Annotated in this window: 17 protein-coding genes; 9 read left to right on the forward strand and 8 right to left on the reverse strand. The window is 56.1% G+C overall.

Annotated elements, in window-relative coordinates; all coding sequences use genetic code 11:
- Positions 1–158: 158 nt before the first annotated feature.
- From K6L24_RS04370 to queE, 3 genes are all read left to right on the forward strand, one after another.
- Positions 159–2,045 carry an acyltransferase family protein gene (locus K6L24_RS04370; protein WP_062744220.1) on the forward strand — a complete coding sequence of 629 codons (1,887 nt, stop codon included), beginning with the start codon at positions 159–161 and terminating at the stop codon, positions 2,043–2,045.
- A 120-nt stretch (positions 2,046–2,165) separates the two neighbouring features.
- On the forward strand, positions 2,166–3,830 hold the full coding sequence (locus K6L24_RS04375) for a methyl-accepting chemotaxis protein (protein WP_062744219.1): 1,665 nt from the start codon (positions 2,166–2,168) through the stop codon (positions 3,828–3,830).
- A gap of 129 nt (positions 3,831–3,959) precedes the next feature.
- Positions 3,960–4,631 carry a 7-carboxy-7-deazaguanine synthase QueE gene (gene queE, locus K6L24_RS04380; RefSeq protein WP_222681981.1) on the forward strand — a complete coding sequence of 224 codons (672 nt, stop codon included), beginning with the start codon at positions 3,960–3,962 and terminating at the stop codon, positions 4,629–4,631.
- Between the two features lie 57 nt (positions 4,632–4,688).
- On the opposite strand, the gene K6L24_RS04385 is transcribed toward queE, so the two are convergent.
- Positions 4,689–5,561, reverse strand: coding sequence for an MBL fold metallo-hydrolase (locus K6L24_RS04385; RefSeq protein ID WP_137269007.1), 873 nt, complete (start codon positions 5,559–5,561; stop codon positions 4,689–4,691).
- A gap of 101 nt (positions 5,562–5,662) precedes the next feature.
- Here K6L24_RS04385 and K6L24_RS04390 point away from each other — a divergent pair, with 101 nt between their 5' ends.
- Positions 5,663–6,580: a LysR family transcriptional regulator gene (locus tag K6L24_RS04390; protein ID WP_137269006.1), complete on the forward strand. Its 918-nt coding sequence runs from the start codon at positions 5,663–5,665 to the stop codon at positions 6,578–6,580.
- 67 nt (positions 6,581–6,647) lie between these two features.
- Here K6L24_RS04390 and K6L24_RS04395 read toward each other — a convergent pair whose 3' ends face one another.
- From K6L24_RS04395 to queD, 4 genes are all read right to left on the reverse strand, one after another.
- Positions 6,648–7,421, reverse strand: a complete 774-nt coding sequence (locus tag K6L24_RS04395; protein WP_222681982.1) for an amino acid ABC transporter substrate-binding protein — start codon at positions 7,419–7,421, stop codon at positions 6,648–6,650.
- A gap of 39 nt (positions 7,422–7,460) precedes the next feature.
- Positions 7,461–8,228 carry an amino acid ABC transporter ATP-binding protein gene (locus K6L24_RS04400; protein ID WP_062744214.1) on the reverse strand — a complete coding sequence of 256 codons (768 nt, stop codon included), beginning with the start codon at positions 8,226–8,228 and terminating at the stop codon, positions 7,461–7,463.
- On the reverse strand, positions 8,206–8,904 hold the full coding sequence (locus K6L24_RS04405; protein ID WP_062744213.1) for an amino acid ABC transporter permease: 699 nt from the start codon (positions 8,902–8,904) through the stop codon (positions 8,206–8,208). The genes K6L24_RS04400 and K6L24_RS04405 overlap by 23 nt, the downstream gene beginning before the upstream one ends.
- 190 nt (positions 8,905–9,094) lie before the next feature.
- A complete protein-coding gene (gene queD, locus K6L24_RS04410) occupies positions 9,095–9,454 on the reverse strand; it encodes a 6-carboxytetrahydropterin synthase QueD (RefSeq protein ID WP_062744340.1) in 360 nt (119 codons plus the stop codon).
- 287 nt (positions 9,455–9,741) lie between these two features.
- Between queD and cysJ the strand changes: the two genes are divergently transcribed.
- Genes cysJ through K6L24_RS04425 form a run of 3 tightly spaced genes read left to right on the forward strand, consistent with a single transcriptional unit; the run spans position 9,742 to position 14,000 of the window.
- Positions 9,742–11,541: an NADPH-dependent assimilatory sulfite reductase flavoprotein subunit gene (gene cysJ, locus K6L24_RS04415; protein ID WP_062744212.1), complete on the forward strand. Its 1,800-nt coding sequence runs from the start codon at positions 9,742–9,744 to the stop codon at positions 11,539–11,541.
- Complete coding sequence (gene cysI, locus K6L24_RS04420; RefSeq protein WP_062744211.1) at positions 11,541–13,256, forward strand: assimilatory sulfite reductase (NADPH) hemoprotein subunit; 1,716 nt, start codon at positions 11,541–11,543, stop codon at positions 13,254–13,256. Before cysJ ends, cysI begins: the two co-directional genes overlap by 1 nt.
- Before the next feature lie 12 nt (positions 13,257–13,268).
- The gene (locus K6L24_RS04425; protein ID WP_062744210.1) at positions 13,269–14,000 is read left to right on the forward strand and encodes a phosphoadenylyl-sulfate reductase; all 732 of its coding nucleotides are present in this window, start codon (positions 13,269–13,271) and stop codon (positions 13,998–14,000) included.
- Positions 14,001–14,064: 64 nt separating this feature from the next.
- Here the strand turns inward: K6L24_RS04425 and K6L24_RS04430 are convergent, their stop codons facing one another.
- The 3 genes from K6L24_RS04430 to K6L24_RS04440 form a co-directional block, all read right to left on the reverse strand.
- The gene (locus K6L24_RS04430; protein WP_062744209.1) at positions 14,065–14,493 is read right to left on the reverse strand and encodes a hypothetical protein; all 429 of its coding nucleotides are present in this window, start codon (positions 14,491–14,493) and stop codon (positions 14,065–14,067) included.
- A 97-nt stretch (positions 14,494–14,590) separates the two neighbouring features.
- A complete protein-coding gene (locus K6L24_RS04435; protein ID WP_191936223.1) occupies positions 14,591–14,875 on the reverse strand; it encodes a YciI family protein in 285 nt (94 codons plus the stop codon).
- Positions 14,876–14,890: 15 nt separating this feature from the next.
- Positions 14,891–15,874: an aminopeptidase gene (locus K6L24_RS04440; RefSeq protein WP_222681983.1), complete on the reverse strand. Its 984-nt coding sequence runs from the start codon at positions 15,872–15,874 to the stop codon at positions 14,891–14,893.
- A 255-nt stretch (positions 15,875–16,129) separates the two neighbouring features.
- On the opposite strand from K6L24_RS04440, the gene cysG reads away from it, so the two are divergent.
- Both cysG and cysD read left to right on the forward strand, forming a co-directional pair.
- Positions 16,130–17,545 carry a siroheme synthase CysG gene (cysG, locus tag K6L24_RS04445; RefSeq protein WP_062744206.1) on the forward strand — a complete coding sequence of 472 codons (1,416 nt, stop codon included), beginning with the start codon at positions 16,130–16,132 and terminating at the stop codon, positions 17,543–17,545.
- Between the two features lie 9 nt (positions 17,546–17,554).
- Entirely contained in the window at positions 17,555–18,463 is a 909-nt protein-coding gene (cysD, locus tag K6L24_RS04450) for a sulfate adenylyltransferase subunit CysD (protein WP_222681984.1), read from the forward strand.
- Positions 18,464–18,472 lie beyond the last annotated feature (9 nt).

Raw genomic sequence — 18,472 nt, forward strand, 5'->3', positions numbered from 1 at the left:
CGTCTCCGGACGGGGCTTTTTTTTGTTTATTTTTATTTTTCAGAGCGTTAACTGAATTTTGTCTGATGCGGAAAAATCCTGGTTATCTGTTACGGGGCGTTTTATGCGGTTATTTTGTGTAAATTCCTGGTCACTATTTGTAATCAGGATCAGGAAATATGAAATACCGTGCTGATGTTGACGGGCTTCGCGCACTCGCCGTGCTACCCGTTATCGCTTACCACATGGGGATCGGGGGGATACCCGGTGGGTTTACCGGCGTGGATATCTTCTTTGTTATTTCCGGCTATCTGATCTGCGGCATTATTTATAACAGTGCTATCAGCGACAACTTCTCCTGGCTGGATTTCTATAAGCGCCGCTGCCTGCGTATTCTGCCGCCGCTGTTTGTGGTGCTGCTGGCGACAATGATCTTTGGCTACTACCATCTGTTGCCTGCGCAGTTCACCGATCTGAGTAACAGCGCGCTGGCGGCGCTGCTTTCTGCGTCCAATATCTTTTTCTGGAAGACCACGGGCTACTTTGACGGGCCGGCCGACCTGAAACCGCTGCTGCACACCTGGTCGCTGGCGGTAGAGGAACAGTTCTATATTCTCTTCCCGGTCGTGCTGCTGCTGGTGATCCGGCTCTTCCGCCGCCGCACCACGCAGGTGATGCTGCTGGTGATTGCCGGATCGCTGCTGCTGAGTATTTACGGCGTAACGCGCAAGCCAACCTTTACCTTCTATATGCTGCCAACCCGTGCGTGGGAGCTGGCGCTTGGTGGGATTATTGCTATCGCCGGGCTGGAGGCGAAAACCGCCCATTACAGTGCCGCGCTGAAACACGGCATGAGTCTGGCCGGGCTTGGGCTGATTCTGTTTGGCTTCCTGTGGCTGGATACCACTCTGCCATTCCCGGCGTGGAATGCGCTCTATCCCTGCCTCGGCAGCTTCCTGATTATCCTCGCAGGCCAGCAGTCGGTGGTCTCGCGTCTGCTGGCGCTGAAGCCGGTGGTGTACATCGGTATGATCTCCTACTGCCTGTATCTGTGGCACTGGCCGATTATTGTCTACTCCCGCATGTTCTTTAATATCGAACCCGGTGTACGCGAGCTGGTGATCCTGGCCTTAACCTTTGGTCTTGCCGTTGCCTCTCGCTATCTGATCGAGATCCCCTTCCGTTACCGTCTTGCCTGGGTATCGCCGGGGCGTATTGTGACGGCATCGGTTATTGGTCTGGCAGTGATGGCCAGCGGTGCGGTGTATAAAGGGCATATCAGTAACAGCTCCGGGCAGTTTTCTGCGGAAGCGCTGGCGCTGGCACAGTATTCCGAATACAGCAAAATGCCGGAGTTTGACTACCAGTACCGCCGGGGCCAGTGCTTTGTGGATGGAAAGAACGAAGAGGATAAGCCTTTTAACCGTGAGTTCTGTCTGAAGACCTCCAGCACGGCGAAGAACTACGTGATGATCGGCGACAGCCATGCCGCCCACCTGTGGCGTGCCGTCAGTCTGGCTGCGGGCGAGGGGGTGAACGTCATCCAGGCCACCTCAGCGGGCTGTAAGCCGCTCTACAAACAGGACCTGCGTAATCCCTGCACGAAGCTGGTCGACTACGTCTACGATGAGTGGATCCCCGCGCATCACATTGACGGCATTATTATTTCGGCACGCTGGGCGCCGGAGGATATCGCTCCGCTGCGCGCCACCCTCGACCATCTTAAATCCCGCTCTGACAATATCATCGTGATGGGGCCTACCGTGGAATACACCGAGGCGCTGCCAGATCTGCTGGCGTACCAGACGGACGGGCGCAAAGATTTGGTGGCGTCTTCGATTAAAAAAGAGGTCAGGGGAACCGATGCCCAACTGCATGCGGCGATGGCGCAGCAGGGGACGCCTTATATCTCGGTTTATTCGATAGTCTGTCCGGGGAACGTCTGCCGTGGCCTGGCGTCTGACGGCCACCCGACGTCGAATGACTACGGGCACTTCACCCTCAGCGGGGCGAAGGACGTGGCGAAGCAGGCGATGATGCAGATGCACGAGAACGGATTTATGTAGCTTATCCACGCGGGCGGCCAGCAAAGGGCCGCCCGCGGGGTTTTGTAATTATTTAAAGTAAAGTGCACTTTGTACCGATATTAGCTGTTACCGGGCTAACCCCATGACAGAGTGCGCACCATGCTTAAAAATATAAAAGTTGTCACCAGCATCGTTATCATGCTGATCGTTTTCAGCGCGTTATTGCTCGTCTCCAGCGCGCTCTCCTTTAATGCCATCAGCCAGGACAAGGCCAACTTCACCCGCGCCAGTATTTTGACCGAACAGCAGGGGCAACTGAGTGATGCCTGGCAGACGCTGGTCAAAACACGTGTAACCATCAACCGGGTCGCAATCCGTATCCTGAAAAAGCAGACCGATCCCGCTTCCATGGCGGCAATAGAAAAGCTGCTGGGTCAGGCGACGGAAACGCTGGACGACGCCGGGCAGCATTTTGCCCGCTATAAAAGTTATCCTACGGTCGACGGGCAAAATCCGGCACTGGATGAGGCTATCGTCAGCAGCTATCAGCTGATGTATGACACCATGAAGCAGTCTATCCAGTTCCTGGGCGCGAATAACTACGAGGCCTACGGTAATCTGGAAGCGCAGAAAGCGCAGGACGACCTGGAAAAAAATTATGACGGCTGGCGTGAGCAGAACAGCAAGCTGCTGGCGGTCGGGGTCACGGATAATCACGAAGGCTACAGCCATATGGTATGGACGCTGGGCGCGATTATTCTGGTGCTGCTGGTGCTGGTTGCTTCGGTCTGGGTAGTGATCAAACGCGTCCTGCTGACGCCGCTGAAACAGCTGCTGGTGCATATTCAGCGCATCGCCGCCGGTGACCTTTCTGAAACCCTGGTGGTGGATGGACGCAGTGAAATGGGGCTGCTGGCCAGTAACCTGACGCAGATGCAGCAGTCGCTCGTCGCCACTGTGGGTAACGTGCGCGACAGTTCCAATGCCATCTACACCGGAGCCAGTGAAATTTCGCAGGGTAATAATGACCTCTCTTCCCGTACCGAGCAGCAGGCCGCCTCTCTGGAGCAAACGGCGGCGAGTATGGAAGAGTTGACGGCCACCGTGAAGCAGAACGCAGAAAATGCCCGTCAGGCGTCCCAGCTGGCCAAAAATGCCTCTGAGACGGCGGCGAAAGGAGGCCGTGTGGTCGACGGGGTGGTGAAAACCATGCAGGAGATCGCCGGCAGCTCGAAGAAGATTGCCGATATCACCAGCGTGATCGACGGTATCGCCTTCCAGACCAACATCCTGGCGCTGAATGCGGCTGTGGAAGCGGCACGGGCCGGTGAGCAGGGGCGCGGTTTTGCCGTGGTCGCCGGGGAGGTTCGCAACCTTGCCCAGCGCAGCGCGCAGGCCGCCAAAGAGATCAAAACGCTGATCGAGGACTCCGTTAACCGCGTTGACGCCGGTTCGCAGCAGGTCGCGACGGCGGGGGACACCATGACGGACATCGTCAGTGCGGTGGTCCGTGTCACCGATATCATGGGGGAGATTTCCTCTGCCTCGGACGAACAGAGCCGGGGTATCGACCAGATTGGCCTTGCAGTGACCGAAATGGATCGGGTCACCCAGCAGAATGCCGCGCTGGTGCAGGAATCAGCGGCAGCATCCGCGTCGCTGGAAGAGCAGGCCAGCCTGCTGTCTCAGGCAGTGGCGGTGTTTAAAATCGGTTCACAGAACGCCGCAGCGATCCGTCATGTCGCACCGGCGTTGAAAACGCCGCGCCTGGCCGCACCGCGTAATATCACTGTGCAGAGTGAGGGCCACTGGGAAACGTTCTAGCCCTGTCTGACCGTCACCTTTTCAGGGCGGCGGTCAACCTCAGTACAATCACAGGCACGCTTTGTTTGGTCTTCTTCTGTCAATCTGCCATAATCTGCGCCCGTATTTTAGCCACCAGTCGAGATGTAAATGCAGTACCCGATAAATGAAATGTTCCAGACGTTGCAGGGCGAAGGTCTTTATTCCGGCGTTCCGGCAATTTTTATCCGCCTGCAGGGATGCCCGGTGGGCTGCAGCTGGTGTGATACCAAGCATACCTGGGATAAGCTGGCCGATCGGGAGACATCGCTGGGAGATATCCTGCTGAAAACCGTGGAAACGGATGCCTGGGGAGCGGCCGATGCGCAGGCGTTAATCGGTGTGATCCGCCAGCACGGCTGGACGGCAAAGCATATTGTGATCACCGGCGGTGAGCCCTGCATTCACGATCTGACGCCGCTGACCGCCGCCCTTGAGCAAGAAGGTTTCGGCTGCCAGATCGAAACCAGCGGCACTCATGAGGTGCGCTGTACGCCGGAAACGTGGGTGACCGTGTCGCCCAAGGTGAACATGCGTGGCGGCTATGACGTGCTGAATCAGGCGCTGGTGCGGGCAGATGAGGTCAAGCATCCGGTGGCGCGCCAGCGTGACGTGGACGCGCTGGATACTTTACTGGCAACACTGAGTGATGACAAAGCGCGGATTATCGCGCTGCAGCCCATCAGCCAGAAGGCGGATGCGACGAAGCTCTGTATTGAAACCTGTATCGCGCGCAACTGGCGGCTGTCGATGCAGACGCATAAATACCTGAATATCGCCTGAGGTCAAGGGTAGCGGGGCGGCCAGAAAAAGGCCGACCCGCTACGCCCTGTTATCCGCTTACTGCGGCCACTTCATCTCCCCTTTCAGCACTTTTGCACTCAGTTCCAGACTTGAGGCTTCCTTCAGTGCCGGATACCGGGTCTTCATCGCCGCCGTATAGCTGGCTGCATCCTGACTCTCCGCCAGCACGGTTTCAGCGGTCTTCAGATACTGTTGGGTGAAGTTAACCGATGCCAGCGTCTCGGCTGCGCCCGGCAGGAAATGGCCCGGCACCACGCGCGCGGGCTTCAGGGCCTGAATCGCTTCCAGCTTCTGCTGCCAGGCAGAACGTTCAGCAGGCGTCTGGGCATCGGCCATCCAGACGTGGATATTATTGCCATACACCACCACGCCGCCCATCACCGTTTTCAGCGCGGGCACCCACAGATACGTATTCTGCGGCTGCGGGCCGTCAATGCCTTTCACCTCAATGGTTTCACCATCGACCCGGAAACTGTTGCCGGTTAACACGTCAGGCACCACCAGCGACTGTGGCGCATTCGCGCCCATTTTCGGGCCCCAGAACGCCAGCTTACCGTCTTTCGATTGCTTAATCAGATCGACCGTGGCCGCCGTGGCGATAATTTTAGCCTGCGGGAATGCCTGCTTAATGGTCTCCAGGCCAAAGTAAAAGTCCGGATCGGACTGGCTGATAAACACCGTGGTCAGCCGCTTTCCGGTGGCTTTGATGCGTTTCACCAGGGCTTCAGCGTCATTGCGCTGGAACTGGGCATCGATCAGCACCACCTCATGCGGGCCGGAGATTATTTCGCTGGAGACGGCAAACATGCTGGCTTCGCCCGGGTTATAGACCTCCAGCTTCAGCGTTTCAGCGGCATACAGCGGTGCGCTGGCGGTCAGGGCCAGCAGTAACGTCAGACGGGTTTTCATGATGAGCTACCTGATTACGGGAAAGAGAACAGTGTAGGTTGCAAAATTCAGCAGATAAACCGACTATCAGGCAACAGATTGTTGCATATAACGGACAGATTATGGATCGCATCACGGCGGCGAAGGTTTTTATCACCATCGTGCAGCGCGGCAGCCTGTCGGCGGCGGCGGACACGCTGGATATCTCACGCGCGATGGTCACGCGCTATCTCAGCCAGATGGAGAGCTGGGCCGGCGCGCGCCTGCTGCACCGCAGCACGCGACGCCTGAGCCTGACGCCGGCCGGAGAACATGCGCTGGCCCGCTGCCAGCAGATGATGGCGCTGGCCGCGGAAATTGAGCTCAGTAACCAGCCGGAAGGTGAAGCGCTGTCCGGTCTGCTGCGGGTGTCCTGCTCGCTGTCGCTGGGCCAGAGCGTGCTGATGGTGGCGCTGACCGCCTTCCAGCAGCGTTACCCCCTGGTGCGTATCGACCTGCACATCAGTAATCAGCGGGTTAACCTGGTGGAAGAGCGCATCGATTTGGCCCTGCGCATCACCGCCCAGTTGGAGCCGAACCTGATTGCCCGACCGCTGCACCGCTGCCGGTCGGTAATCTGTGCGGCACCAGCCTATCTGGCACGGGCGGGGATCCCGGTGGTGCCGCAGGATCTGGTACATCACAACTGTCTGGCCTACTCGCACTTTGGTAAAAGCCTGTGGCACTTTACCCGTCGTCAGGAGAAGGAGGCGGTGGCCGTCAGTGGCAATCTGAGTGGTAATGATTCGGTGATGCTGCTGGCGGCGACGCTGGCTGGAGCTGGTATCGCCATGCAGCCGGTGTACAGCGCGCAGCCGTTTCTTGCCCGCGGTGAACTGGTGGCGCTCCTGCCCGATTACCAGCTGGATGAACTGGGGGTGTATGCTATTTATGCCTCCCGTCAGTATCAGTCAGCGCGCCTGCGCGCCCTGCTGGATTTTCTGGTGGAGTGGTTTGGATCAGAAGACGCGGGACAATTACTGAGCGGTACGGCCCTCTGACAGCAAGGAAACCTGACCGGGCGGAGAGGACTCCGCAGGGGAACGCCCTGCGGAGGGATAACAGCGATTATTTCGAAACGTCAGCGGCAAAGTAGTGCTGGGAAATACGCTGATAGGTGCCGTCATTTTTCATTTCGGTCAGCGCCTTATCAATGGCGGCCTTCAGCTCCGGGTTACTTTTGCGCAGCAGAATACCGGAATGTTCGGCATCACTCTGGGTGGCAGCAATTTTGACTTTTGCCTCTGGCTTGTGCTTTTTGAAGTCGAGGTATGACAGGTTATCGTTAATTGTCGCATCTGCGCGGCCGCTGGCCACCAGATCGACCGACTGGTTAAAGCCATCCGTCCCGACGATCTCCGCACCATAACTGCGGGCCAGCTGAGCATAGTTGCTGGTCAGCGTGTGGGCAGATTTTTTCCCTTTCAAATCCGCGAAGGTCTTAATGGTGTCGTTATCACTGCGCACAATCAGCACGCCTTTAGACGCAATATACGGCGCAGAGAAATCAAATTTCTGCTGGCGCTCCGGGGTGATGGAAACCTGATTAATGACTGCCTCGTAGCGTTTAGCATCCAGCCCGGCAATCAGTCCGTCCCATTTACCTTCAACAAACTCCGCTTTAACGTTCAGACGCTTTGCGACTTCACGACCGATATCGACATCAAAACCGGTCAGTGCCCCGGATGCATCGTGGAAGGTAAACGGTGGGTAGGTGCCCTCCGTGCCGATTTTCAGCACGCCTGCCGACTGGATTTTTGCCAGATCGTTCTCTGCCAGTGCGGCAGAAGAAAAACCGAGCTGAATCAGTCCGGCGAATAACAGTGTGGCTATCTTTTTCATGTCATAACTCCTGAATGCAGTCTGTGATGAGGTCTTTAATTATATTTCCCATGAATCGGGCAGGGTGTCTGTCAGGGTGGAAATAAACGCTTTGGTTCGGGGCTTTTCTGCACGGGTAAACAGGTCACGGGAGGTGCCCGTCTCGACGATCTCGCCCGCTTCCAGAAACACCACGTTATTGGCAATATTTGCCGCCAGCCGCAGGTCGTGGGTGGCCATCAGCATGGTCATTCCCTCTTTCGCCAGCTGTTTCAGTACCGCCACCACTTCCAGCGACAGTTCGGGATCCAGAGCCGAGGTCGGTTCATCACACAGCAGCACTTTAGGCGAGGGGGCCAGCGCCCGGGCAATGGCCACACGCTGTTGTTGACCCCCTGACAGCGTGCCGGGCAGGGCATCGCGTTTATGGCCCATCCCCACCTTTTCCAGCAGGGCTTCTGCCCGCTGCCGCGCCTGCTGAACGGGCTGCTTATGGACAGTGACCAGACCTTCCATAATGTTTTCTATCACCGTCAGATGAGGAAACAGCTGAAAGTTTTGAAATACCATGCCGGTTTGCTGGCAGATACGGCGAATATCTTTACGGCCCGGGCGGGCGCTGCCGGTAAAAACGAGGTGCTCATGGCCGATAGTCAGCTCCCCCGCCTGGGGGATTTCCAGCAAATTAATGCAGCGCAATAAGGTGCTCTTGCCACTGCCGGAAGGGCCGATGAGGGCGGTGACGCTGCCTTCATTAATGGTCAGGTTAATCTTTTTTAAGACCGGGTTGCCATCGAACTGTTTATCAATGTTGGATAATTTTATCATTATCTCTTACCTTTACTGCGCCATTATTGGCGAGCTTATTTTCCAGTCGGGTCTGTAACGCCGATAATACCGAGCTGATCAGTAAATAAATAATGGCGGCTTCGGTATACAGGATTAAGGGCTGATAGGTCACCGCTGCAATACGCTGTGCCGCCAGAAACATTTCAGGCACGGTAATCACCGAGGCCAGCGACGTGTCTTTTACCAGTGAAATAAAGGTGTTGGACAGCGGCGGAACGGCAATCCGCGCCGCCTGAGGGATAATAATACGACGCAGTGCCTGAGCCCAGCTCATGCTGATCGAGTGTGCGGCTTCCCACTGGCCTTTCGGCACCGAGAGCAGCGTGGCGCGTATCACTTCGGAGGTATAGGCCCCGATATTCAGGGTAAAGCCAATAACGGCTGCCGGGAAGGCATCCAGCGTTATACCCACCCCGGGCAGGGCATAGAAAATAAGGAAAAGCTGTACCAGTAACGGGGTGCCGCGAATAAGCCAGACATAAAAGCGAACAATGTACTGTAATGGCTTCGGGCCATATAATCGTGCCAGGGCCACAATAAAGCCCAGCGATAAACCCAGCGCAAATGAAATAAGTGTTAATGGAATAGTGAAGGTGACGCCGGCATACAGCATCGGCCAGAATGAATCAATTGCCAGACTTAACCATGGGGGCATGTTGCACCTGTCCTGAGACACGATTATTGCTATTTTATTTTATGGCGAGAGATTATCACGGGGCAGAAAAAGACGCTTATATCTTGCGGTGCTACCATAGATTCGAATGGAATATGTTTTTTACCCCCCCAGTGATAATGGCAAAAAAGAGAAAGAAAAAGGCCCGCGAGCGCAGCGAGCCTTCTTGTCATTATCCGCGATAAACGCAACCGGCAGTGCAGGTTTCTTTTACCAGTACAGCGCTTAACAGCGGCAGTACTGGCTTCATCTGCTGCCAGATCCATGCAGCCAGCACTTCGCTGGTTGGGTTCTCAAGGCCAGGAATATCATTGAGATAGTAGTGATCCAGACGATCGTAGATCGGCTTAAAAGCCGCTTTGATCTCGGAAAAGTCCATCACCCAGCCGGTATGCGCATCCACTTCGCCAGTAATTTCCAGACGAACCATAAAGGAGTGCCCGTGCAGGCGTCCGCATTTGTGCCCTTCCGGCACATTCGGCAGGTGGTGTGCGGCTTCGAATTGAAAATCTTTAAACAGCGTAGTAGCCATAGTGACAGTCTCAGTCTTCATCAATAAAACCGCCGCAGGATACCGGAAAACCGCTTTTTTCGCACCCGTTTCCCGGCTGAACGACATAACCGGAAACACCTGAGAACGGTGTGGTTTGTAATCCATTGAAAAATAAAATAATAATCAATCTGTTTTGTCGCTAACCGTTACCCATAAAACCGCTTAGTCATTTTGGTTATTTATTATTTCCAACCCTTATTTAAGGGTTATTATGCTTGCCCTTACCCTGTTGTTAATAGATCTCCGACCTTGGACTTTTCAACGAAATGACGACTCAGGCACCCCCCAACATGCTTCCCCTTAATCCGGAACAGCTTGCCCGCTTGCAGGCAGCCACCGGTGATTATTCACCTACTCAGCTGGCGTGGCTTTCCGGTTACTTCTGGGGCATGGTCAATCAGGCGCCGGGTGCGACGGTCACCAGCGCACCGGCGGTTGAGGTGCCTGCGATTACGCTTCTTTCTGCCTCACAGACCGGAAATGCACGCCGCCTGGCTGAACAGCTGCGCGACGACCTGCTGAGCGAAAAGCTGAACGTTAACCTGGTCAATGCCGGTGATTACAAATTTAAGCAGATCGGTCAGGAAAAACTGCTGGTGGTGGTGACCTCCACGCAGGGTGAGGGCGAGCCACCGGAAGAAGCTGTGGCGCTGCATAAATTCCTGATGTCGAAAAAAGCACCGAAAATGGACGGCTGCGCATTTGCGGTGTTTGGTCTGGGGGACACCTCTTACGAATTCTTCAGCCAGGCCAGTAAAGATTTCGACAGCAAGCTGGCGGAACTGGGCGGTGAGCGTCTGCTGGAGCGCGTTGATGCCGACGTGGAGTATGCCGCGCAGGCGGAAGACTGGCGCAAACAGATCGTTGCGGTGCTGAAAGCCCGTGTGCCGGATGCCAGCGCCCTCCAGGTGACTGCCGCCGTGACGGGGAGCGTGAATGAGATCCACAGCAGCCCTTACAGCAAAGAAGCGCCCCTGACCGCCAGTTTTGCCGTTAACCAGAAAATTACCGGCCGCGATTCCGATAAAGATGTGCGGCATATTGAAATTGATCTTGGTGATTCTGGACTGCGCTATCAGCCGGGAGATGCCCTGGGCGTATGGTATGAGAACGACCCCCTGTTGGTCAAAGAGCTGCTGGAACTGCTGTGGCTGAAAGGCGATGAGCCCGTGTCCGTTGACGGGATCACGCTGCCACTGACGGAAGCGCTGCAAAAACATTACGAACTGACGGTCAATACGCCGCAGATTGTTGAACATTATGCCAGGCTTTCCCGTAATGAAGCGCTGCTGGCGGAGACGGAAGAGAAAGCCAGACTGCAACAGTATGCGCAGAACACCCCTATTGTGGATATGGTGCGTTATGCCCCTACGGAACTGAACGCGGAACAGCTCACCGGGCTGCTGCGCCCGCTGACGCCACGTCTATATTCTATCGCTTCTTCGCAGGCGGAAAATGAAACCGAAGTCCATATCACCGTGGGGGCGGTGCGCTACGAGATTGAAGGCCGAGCCCGTGCAGGAGGCGCTTCCAGCTATCTGGCCGACCGGCTGCAGGAGGATGACGGGGTGCGCATCTTCATTGAACATAATGATAACTTCCGCCTGCCTGCCAGTCCGGATACGCCAGTGATTATGATTGGCCCGGGTACTGGTATTGCGCCGTTCCGCGCTTTTATGCAGCAGCGTGACAGCGACGGTGCCGGTGGTAAAAACTGGCTGTTCTTCGGCAATCCGCACTTTACCGAAGATTTTCTTTACCAGGTCGAGTGGCAGCGCTATGTCAAAGACGGCCTGCTGACGCATATCGATCTGGCCTGGTCGCGTGACCAGAAACACAAAATTTACGTGCAGGATAAAATCCGCGCTAAAGGGGCGGAGCTGTGGCGCTGGATAGAAGAGGGTGCCCATATTTATGTCTGCGGTGATGCCAATCGCATGGCAAAAGACGTTGAACAGGCATTACTGGAAGTGGTAGCTGAATTTGGTGCAATGGACATTGAATCGGCCGATGAGTTTTTAAGTGAGCTGCGCATTGAGCGCCGTTATCAGCGAGATGTGTACTAATGAGCAATGAAAAATACCCTGGGCCGCTGGTCGTTGAAGGTAAGCTGGTCGACGCCGAGCGCCTGAAGAAAGAGAGTAACTATCTGCGCGGCGGCATTGCCGAAGACCTGCATGACGGGCTGACCGGCGGCTTTAACGGCGATAACTTCCTGCTGATCCGTTTTCACGGTATGTATCAGCAGGATGACCGCGACATTCGTGCTGAACGTGCAGAGCAGAAGCTGGAGGCGCGCCATGCGATGATGCTGCGTTGCCGTCTGCCGGGCGGGATCATCACGCCGACGCAGTGGCTGGCCATTGATAAGTTCGCCGCCGATAACACCATTTACGGCAGTATCCGTCTGACCAACCGCCAGACCTTCCAGTTTCACGGCATTCTGAAAGGTAACGTGAAACCGGCGCACCAGATGCTGCATGAAGTGGGGCTGGATGCGCTGGCGACGGCGAACGACGTTAACCGTAACGTGCTCTGCAGCTCAAACCCGATTGAGTCTGAACTGCATCAGGAAGCGTATGAGTGGGCAAAAAAACTCTCTGAGCACCTGCTGCCGCAGACCCGTGCTTATGCTGAAATCTGGCTGGACCAGGAAAAGGTCGCTACCACCGATGTCGAGCCGATCCTCGGTGAAACTTACCTGCCGCGTAAATTTAAAACGACCGTAGTGGTGCCGCCGCATAACGATGTCGATCTGCACGCCAATGACCTGAACTTTATCGCCATTGCTGAGAACGGCAGGCTGGTCGGCTTTAACCTGCTGGTGGGCGGTGGCCTGTCGATCGACCACGGTAATAAAGCGACCTATGCGCGCACGGCGTCTGAATTTGGTTATTTGCCAGTTGATAAGATCCTGGATGTGGCCACCGCAGTCGTGACGACCCAGCGTGACTGGGGCAACCGTACTGACCGTAAAAATGCTAAAACGAAATACACGCTGGAACGGGTGGGGCCGGATGTCTTTAAGGCGGAAGTGGAGCGCCGTGCCGGCATCACCTTTGAACCAACCCGTCCGTATGAATTTACTACCCGTGGCGATCGCTTTGGCTGGGTTAAAGGCATTGATAATAAATGGCACCTGACGCTGTTTATTGAGAATGGCCGACTGCTGGACTATCCGGGCCGGCCGCTGAAAACCGGTCTGGCTGAAATTGCCAAAATCCATCAGGGCGACTTCCGCTTAACGGCCAATCAGAACCTGATTGTTGCGGGCGTGCCGGAGTCTGAAAAAGAGGTCATCGAACAGCTGGCGGTGTCGCATGGTCTGATGGAAAACGTCAGTCACCAGCGCGAAAACTCCATGGCCTGCGTGTCCTTCCCTACCTGCCCGCTGGCGATGGCCGAAGCCGAACGCTTCCTGCCGGAATTTGTCACGCGTGTGGAGGGCATCATGACCGCCCACGGGGTGGGAGATGAGCACATTGTCCTGCGCGTCACCGGCTGCCCGAACGGCTGTGGCCGTGCACTGCTGGCTGAGGTGGGGCTGGTGGGCAAGGCTCCGGGGCGTTATAACCTCCATCTTGGAGGTAACCGCATCGGCACACGCATCCCGCGGATGTACAGCGAAAACATCAATGAAGAGCAGATCCTGGCGACCCTGGACGAACTGATTGGCCGCTGGGCGAAAGAGCGCGAAGCAAATGAAGGCTTCGGTGATTTCACCATCCGTACCGGTATTATCAGACCGGTACTCGATCCGGCCCGCGATTTCTGGGAATGATGGAGGTGTAATATGGCCGTTCTCGATCTCACTGCACTGAACGACTTACCAAAGGTGGAGCGCATCATGGCGCTCGCTGAAATCAATAATATGCTGGATAAACTTTCCGCCGAGGATCGGGTGATCTGGGGGCTGGAAAATCTGCCGGGTGAAGCCGTGCTGACCTCCAGTTTTGGTATTCAGGCAGCGGTCAGTCTGCATCTGGTGGCACGCCAGAAGCCGGATATTCCGGTGATCCTGACCGATACGGGCTATCTGTTCCCGGAAACCTATCAGTTTATTGATCAGCTGACGGAGAAGCTGGATCTTAATCTTCAGGTGTTCCGCGCAGCGCACAGCCCGGCCTGGCAGGAAGCACGCTATGGCAAGCTGTGGGAACAGGGCGTGGAGGGCATTGAGCGCTACAACCAGATTAATAAGGTTGAGCCGATGAACCGTGCGCTGGCGACGCTGAAAGCGCAGACGTGGTTTGCCGGGCTGCGCCGCGACCAGTCAGGTAGCCGCGCGCATCTGCCAGTGCTGGCGATCAAGAAGGGCGTCTTCAAGCTGTTGCCGATCATCGACTGGGACAACCGTCAGGTATATCAGTATCTGCAGCAACACGGTCTGAGCTACCATCCGCTGTGGGAGCAGGGCTATCTCTCGGTGGGGGATACGCACACGACGCGTAAATGGGAACCGGGCATGGCAGAGGAAGAGACCCGTTTCTTTGGCCTGAAGCGCGAGTGCGGATTGCACGAGTAAATTTACGTAGTGGCCGACCTTTTGTTTCGGTCGGTCATTAAATCGGCACATATTCCCGCGTTCGTTATCCCAGCAGGCCTTGCAGGACGCCTGCAATAAGCACCGCCAGAATAATGGCGGCAACGATAGCCATGGCAGGCTGAAAGGCAATCGTCGTCAGCCCCAGAAGCCCGGCGGCAGCTGCGACACGATGTTCTTCCTTACGTGCCCAGCCAATGATGCCAAGGATCACCGCACCCGCCCCCATCATTGCGCTAATAATCGACAGTATGCGGTCAATATTCCAGCCGACACTTTTTGCTTTTTCAACCAGCGGCTTACCGTGCAGGGCGTCTAAGGCCGCATGCTTAATTGCCAGCGTTTTCGTTGCTACAATGCTTTCCAGTGAAGGGCGGGGAGCAAAAGGACCGGCCATAAAGTGGGTGATGACCAGCAGCAGGGCGATACTGCCCAGCAAAATGCCTGCCCAACCACAAACATCCTTTTTAAACATATGACTTCCTTGTTGGTATTTACTTATTCGCAGGCAGGATGGTTTCTTTGTCTGTCAGTGGTGACCTCTGCCATGACTGCCGCAGGCATGATAAACCTCAGATCCCGGTCAGTGCGGCAAACTTATTGGCGGAGCGGGTGATATTCACTTTTGTCACCTCGTAGCTGGCGACCTGCTGGAAGGGGTCTTCCGCCAGAATGGCATCCAGCTGTTTCCTGTCCATCTCTTTCACCATGATCATCCCTCCGGTGCGCGGATCTTTACGCCCGGCGCTGATAAACGCCCCGGCGGTAAAGTAACGATTGAGCCACGCCACGTGTGGTTCCAGCAGGGCTTCCACCTGTTCCATCGGGCGGGTGTAGGTGAGAAAAACAATGTACATGGATGACTCCAGAGATTAAGGGTTAGCCAGTTCACGGATCAGCGGCAGCAGCACGGCGACAGAATCATGGGCGCGGCGGGTGATGCGGCCAGGTAACCAGTGATCAATATAAGCCAGATTATCGCGCTGTGCCTGGTGACGCAGGGCCAGCGGGAAATGCAGCGCGACCGGGCGCGACAGCTTGCCGCCGGGCGCATCGCTGGCCCTGACCAATAACAGCGGGAAACCGGCGCGGTCAAAAGGCCCTTCATCTTGCGCGGTCTGTGTCGTCGCGCTGATCCCCAGGTGGCGCGCCAGCGACCGGGCGCGATCGCGCGTCTGGCGGGCCACGGCCTTCGGTGTTTGACGGCCGCTAATAAAAGTAAGGTGACTGCCCACAACCAGACTGTCGAGATTAATGACCAGCAGCGTATTGTGTTTCTCTTCGGGAGTCATGCGTGACACATAATCTTCGCTGCCCTGCAGTCCGATCTCTTCGCCGCTCAGGGCCACGAAGCGCAGGCTGTAATGCAGCGGCTGGGTGCTGAGATGCTGTGCCAGCTCCAGCATGACGCCCAGCCCTGAGGCGTTATCGTCAACCCCCTGATTGGTCAGACCGCCGAGGTTAAGCTGCGTTTCGTTATCGTTGTGCGGTGTCCAGCTGTCGCTGTGAGCGACAATCACAATCTGCTGCGCAACCTTACCCTCGCGTGCGGCAATGACCGAGGTGGCATTGACGTTACGCCACGTCTTGTCGCCTGCCTGATGCTGATAAGCATAGCGGGTGGTGAAACGACGCTGGTTTGTCTGATAGCCGAGTGCGGTAAACTGCTGCTGCAGATAGTCGGCAGTCAGCATATCGGCCGGGCTGCCTGCCATGCGGCCGGGAAAATAGGTGGCAATATGGCGTAGCTGCTGTTCGGCAATGCTACCGGTCTTCATGCTGGCGGCATTCGCGGACAGACTGATGCCGCAAATAAAAATGGCTGCCAACGCCCCCAGGCGCATAAGGGTCAACATGGAAGGTTCCTTAATTCGTTATCCTGTAACGAAATGTGCGAATTTTTTTGCGCAGACAGTATGAAATCATGACGCGTTTTAGACAATTTCATTCTCTCTGAAAGGTGCGAAATATCATCCGTTAAGCACATTTTGTTCGCAGCTTTACCGGGTCGTTATTCCATTCAGTAACTACTCATTCCAATTAGTAATTTCATAAGCTTCAAGGGCGGGACGTATAGTCCCTTTAACAATAGTGATATAGACAGGGTTCCCGTGGATTATCTCCCTCTTTTTGCCGACATCAGACACAAGCCGGTGCTGGTTGTTGGCGGTGGCGATGTCGCTGCACGCAAAATCGAACTGTTGCGCCGTGCCGGTGCGCGCGTGCAGGTCGTTTCACACCATCTGTGTGAGGAGCTCGCCGCACTGCACGACAATGACAGCATTGAATGGCTGGCGAAGGATTATCAGCCTGCGCAGCTGGATACGGTGTTCCTGGTGATTGCCGCCACCGATGATGGCGACCTTAACGGCCAGGTCTATCTGGACGCCACTGAACGCCATCTGCTGGCCAACGTGGTCGATGATCAGCCGAAATGCTCCTTTATCTTTCCTTCTATTGTCGATCGCTCCCCGCTGGTGGTGGCGATCTCCTCCAGCGGAACGGCGCCGGTGCTGGCGCGCCTGCTGCGTGAAAAACTGGAATCGCTACTGCCGGCTAACCTTGGGCAGATGGCTGAGATTGCCGGGCAGTGGCGTGGGAAGGTCAAAGCCCGCTTTAACAAAATGACCGATCGCCGTCGTTTCTGGGAAAAAGCGTTTAACGGTTTATTTGCCAATCAGGTGGCCTCCGGCAACGTAGAAGGGGCCAAACGTACCCTCGACCAGCAGCTAACCGACCCGGAAGCCCCGCAGGGTGAGATTATCCTCGTTGGTGCCGGACCCGGAGACAGTGGACTGCTGACGCTGCGGGGCCTGCAGGTGATGCAACTGGCCGATGTCGTGCTTTATGACCACCTGGTCAGCGATGAGATTCTGGATCTGGTACGCCGTGATGCCGACCGCATCTGTGTGGGCAAGCGGGCTAATGCTCACAGCGTACCGCAGGAAGAGATCAACCAGATGCTGGTGACGCTGGCGAAAAAAGGCAAACGTGTGGTGCGCCTGAAAGGCGGCGACCCGTTTATTTTCGGACGGGGTGGGGAAGAGCTTCAGGCTGCGGTAGCGGCAGGCATCCCTTTCCAGGTGGTACCAGGGGTCACTGCCGCTTCCGGGGCGACGGCCTACGCGGGGATTCCGCTGACACATCGCGATCATGCTCAGAGCGTCCTGTTTGTCACCGGGCACTGCCGCGCAGATGGGCAGGGAACGGACTGGCCATCGCTGGCCCGGGCGCGTCAGACGCTGGCTATCTATATGGGCACCATGGCGGCAGGCGACATTGCCAGTCAGCTGATGGCGCATGGGCGCGATCCGGCCACGCCGGCAGCGGTGATTGGCCGTGGTACCCGCCAGGATCAGCAGGTGCTGATCGGTACATTAGACCAACTTGAAGAACTGGCACGAAACGCCCCAACGCCGGCGCTGTTAGTGATTGGCGAAGTGGTCAATCTCCATCAGGAGTTGGCATGGTTCCAACATTCAGCGCAGCAGGACAGACGAGAGTCTCCTGTTGTGAATTTGGCTTGAGGAAAAGATATGGATCAGAAACGACTCACTCATCTGCGTCAACTGGAGGCGGAAAGCATCCATATTATCCGCGAAGTGGCGGCAGAATTCGGTAACCCGGTGATGATGTACTCCATCGGAAAAGACTCTTCGGTGATGCTGCACCTGGCGCGTAAGGCGTTCTATCCGGGAACACTGCCGTTTCCGCTGCTGCATGTTGATACCGGCTGGAAATTCCGCGAAATGTACGAGTTCCGCGATCGTATGGTGAAAAATATTGGCGCGGAGCTGCTGGTTCACCGTAACCCGGAAGGCGTGGCAATGGGCATCAACCCGTTTGTACACGGCAGTGCCAAGCACACGGATATTATGAAAACCGAGGGGCTGAAGCAGGCGCTGAATACATACGGTTTTGATGCCGCTTTCGGCGGCGCACGTCGCGATGAAGAGAAATCACGTGCTAAAGAGCGTATTTACTCATTCCGCGACCGCTTCCACCGCTGGGATCCTAAAAACCAGCGCCCGGAGCTATGGCATAACTACAACGGCCAGATCAATAAAGGCGAGAGTATCCGTGTATTCCCGCTTTCTAACTGGACCGAGCTGGATATCTGGCAGTACATCTTCCTGGAAAACATCGAGATTGTTCCGTTGTACCTGGCCGCTGAACGCCCGGTGCTGGAGCGTGACGGCATGCTGATGATGATCGACGATGACCGCATCGATCTGCAGCCGGGCGAAGCGATCGAGCAACGCATGGTGCGCTTCCGTACCCTGGGCTGCTGGCCGCTGACCGGCGCGGTTGAGTCTGAAGCGCAAACGCTGCCAGGGATCATCGAAGAGATGCTGGTGTCCACCACCAGTGAGCGCCAGGGTCGCATGATCGACCGCGATCAGGCCGGCTCAATGGAGCTGAAAAAACGCCAGGGCTACTTTTAAGGAATCGTG

Source organism: Erwinia persicina, from assembly GCF_019844095.1.
Lineage (GTDB): Bacteria > Pseudomonadota > Gammaproteobacteria > Enterobacterales > Enterobacteriaceae > Erwinia > Erwinia persicina.

Coding starts and splice junctions, on each gene's coding strand:
- K6L24_RS04390 (WP_137269006.1), top strand. CDS start 5,663: ATGGATCGCATCACGGCGGCGAAGGTTTTTATCACCATCGTGCAGCGC.
- K6L24_RS04430 (WP_062744209.1), bottom strand. CDS start 14,493: ATGTTTAAAAAGGATGTTTGTGGTTGGGCAGGCATTTTGCTGGGCAGT.
- K6L24_RS04370 (WP_062744220.1), top strand. CDS start 159: ATGAAATACCGTGCTGATGTTGACGGGCTTCGCGCACTCGCCGTGCTA.
- K6L24_RS04405 (WP_062744213.1), bottom strand. CDS start 8,904: ATGCCCCCATGGTTAAGTCTGGCAATTGATTCATTCTGGCCGATGCTG.
- K6L24_RS04435 (WP_191936223.1), bottom strand. CDS start 14,875: ATGTACATTGTTTTTCTCACCTACACCCGCCCGATGGAACAGGTGGAA.
- cysJ (WP_062744212.1), top strand. CDS start 9,742: ATGACGACTCAGGCACCCCCCAACATGCTTCCCCTTAATCCGGAACAG.
- K6L24_RS04375 (WP_062744219.1), top strand. CDS start 2,166: ATGCTTAAAAATATAAAAGTTGTCACCAGCATCGTTATCATGCTGATC.
- queE (WP_222681981.1), top strand. CDS start 3,960: ATGCAGTACCCGATAAATGAAATGTTCCAGACGTTGCAGGGCGAAGGT.
- K6L24_RS04440 (WP_222681983.1), bottom strand. CDS start 15,874: ATGTTGACCCTTATGCGCCTGGGGGCGTTGGCAGCCATTTTTATTTGC.
- K6L24_RS04425 (WP_062744210.1), top strand. CDS start 13,269: ATGGCCGTTCTCGATCTCACTGCACTGAACGACTTACCAAAGGTGGAG.
- K6L24_RS04400 (WP_062744214.1), bottom strand. CDS start 8,228: ATGATAAAATTATCCAACATTGATAAACAGTTCGATGGCAACCCGGTC.
- cysD (WP_222681984.1), top strand. CDS start 17,555: ATGGATCAGAAACGACTCACTCATCTGCGTCAACTGGAGGCGGAAAGC.
- K6L24_RS04385 (WP_137269007.1), bottom strand. CDS start 5,561: ATGAAAACCCGTCTGACGTTACTGCTGGCCCTGACCGCCAGCGCACCG.
- K6L24_RS04395 (WP_222681982.1), bottom strand. CDS start 7,421: ATGAAAAAGATAGCCACACTGTTATTCGCCGGACTGATTCAGCTCGGT.
- queD (WP_062744340.1), bottom strand. CDS start 9,454: ATGGCTACTACGCTGTTTAAAGATTTTCAATTCGAAGCCGCACACCAC.
- cysI (WP_062744211.1), top strand. CDS start 11,541: ATGAGCAATGAAAAATACCCTGGGCCGCTGGTCGTTGAAGGTAAGCTG.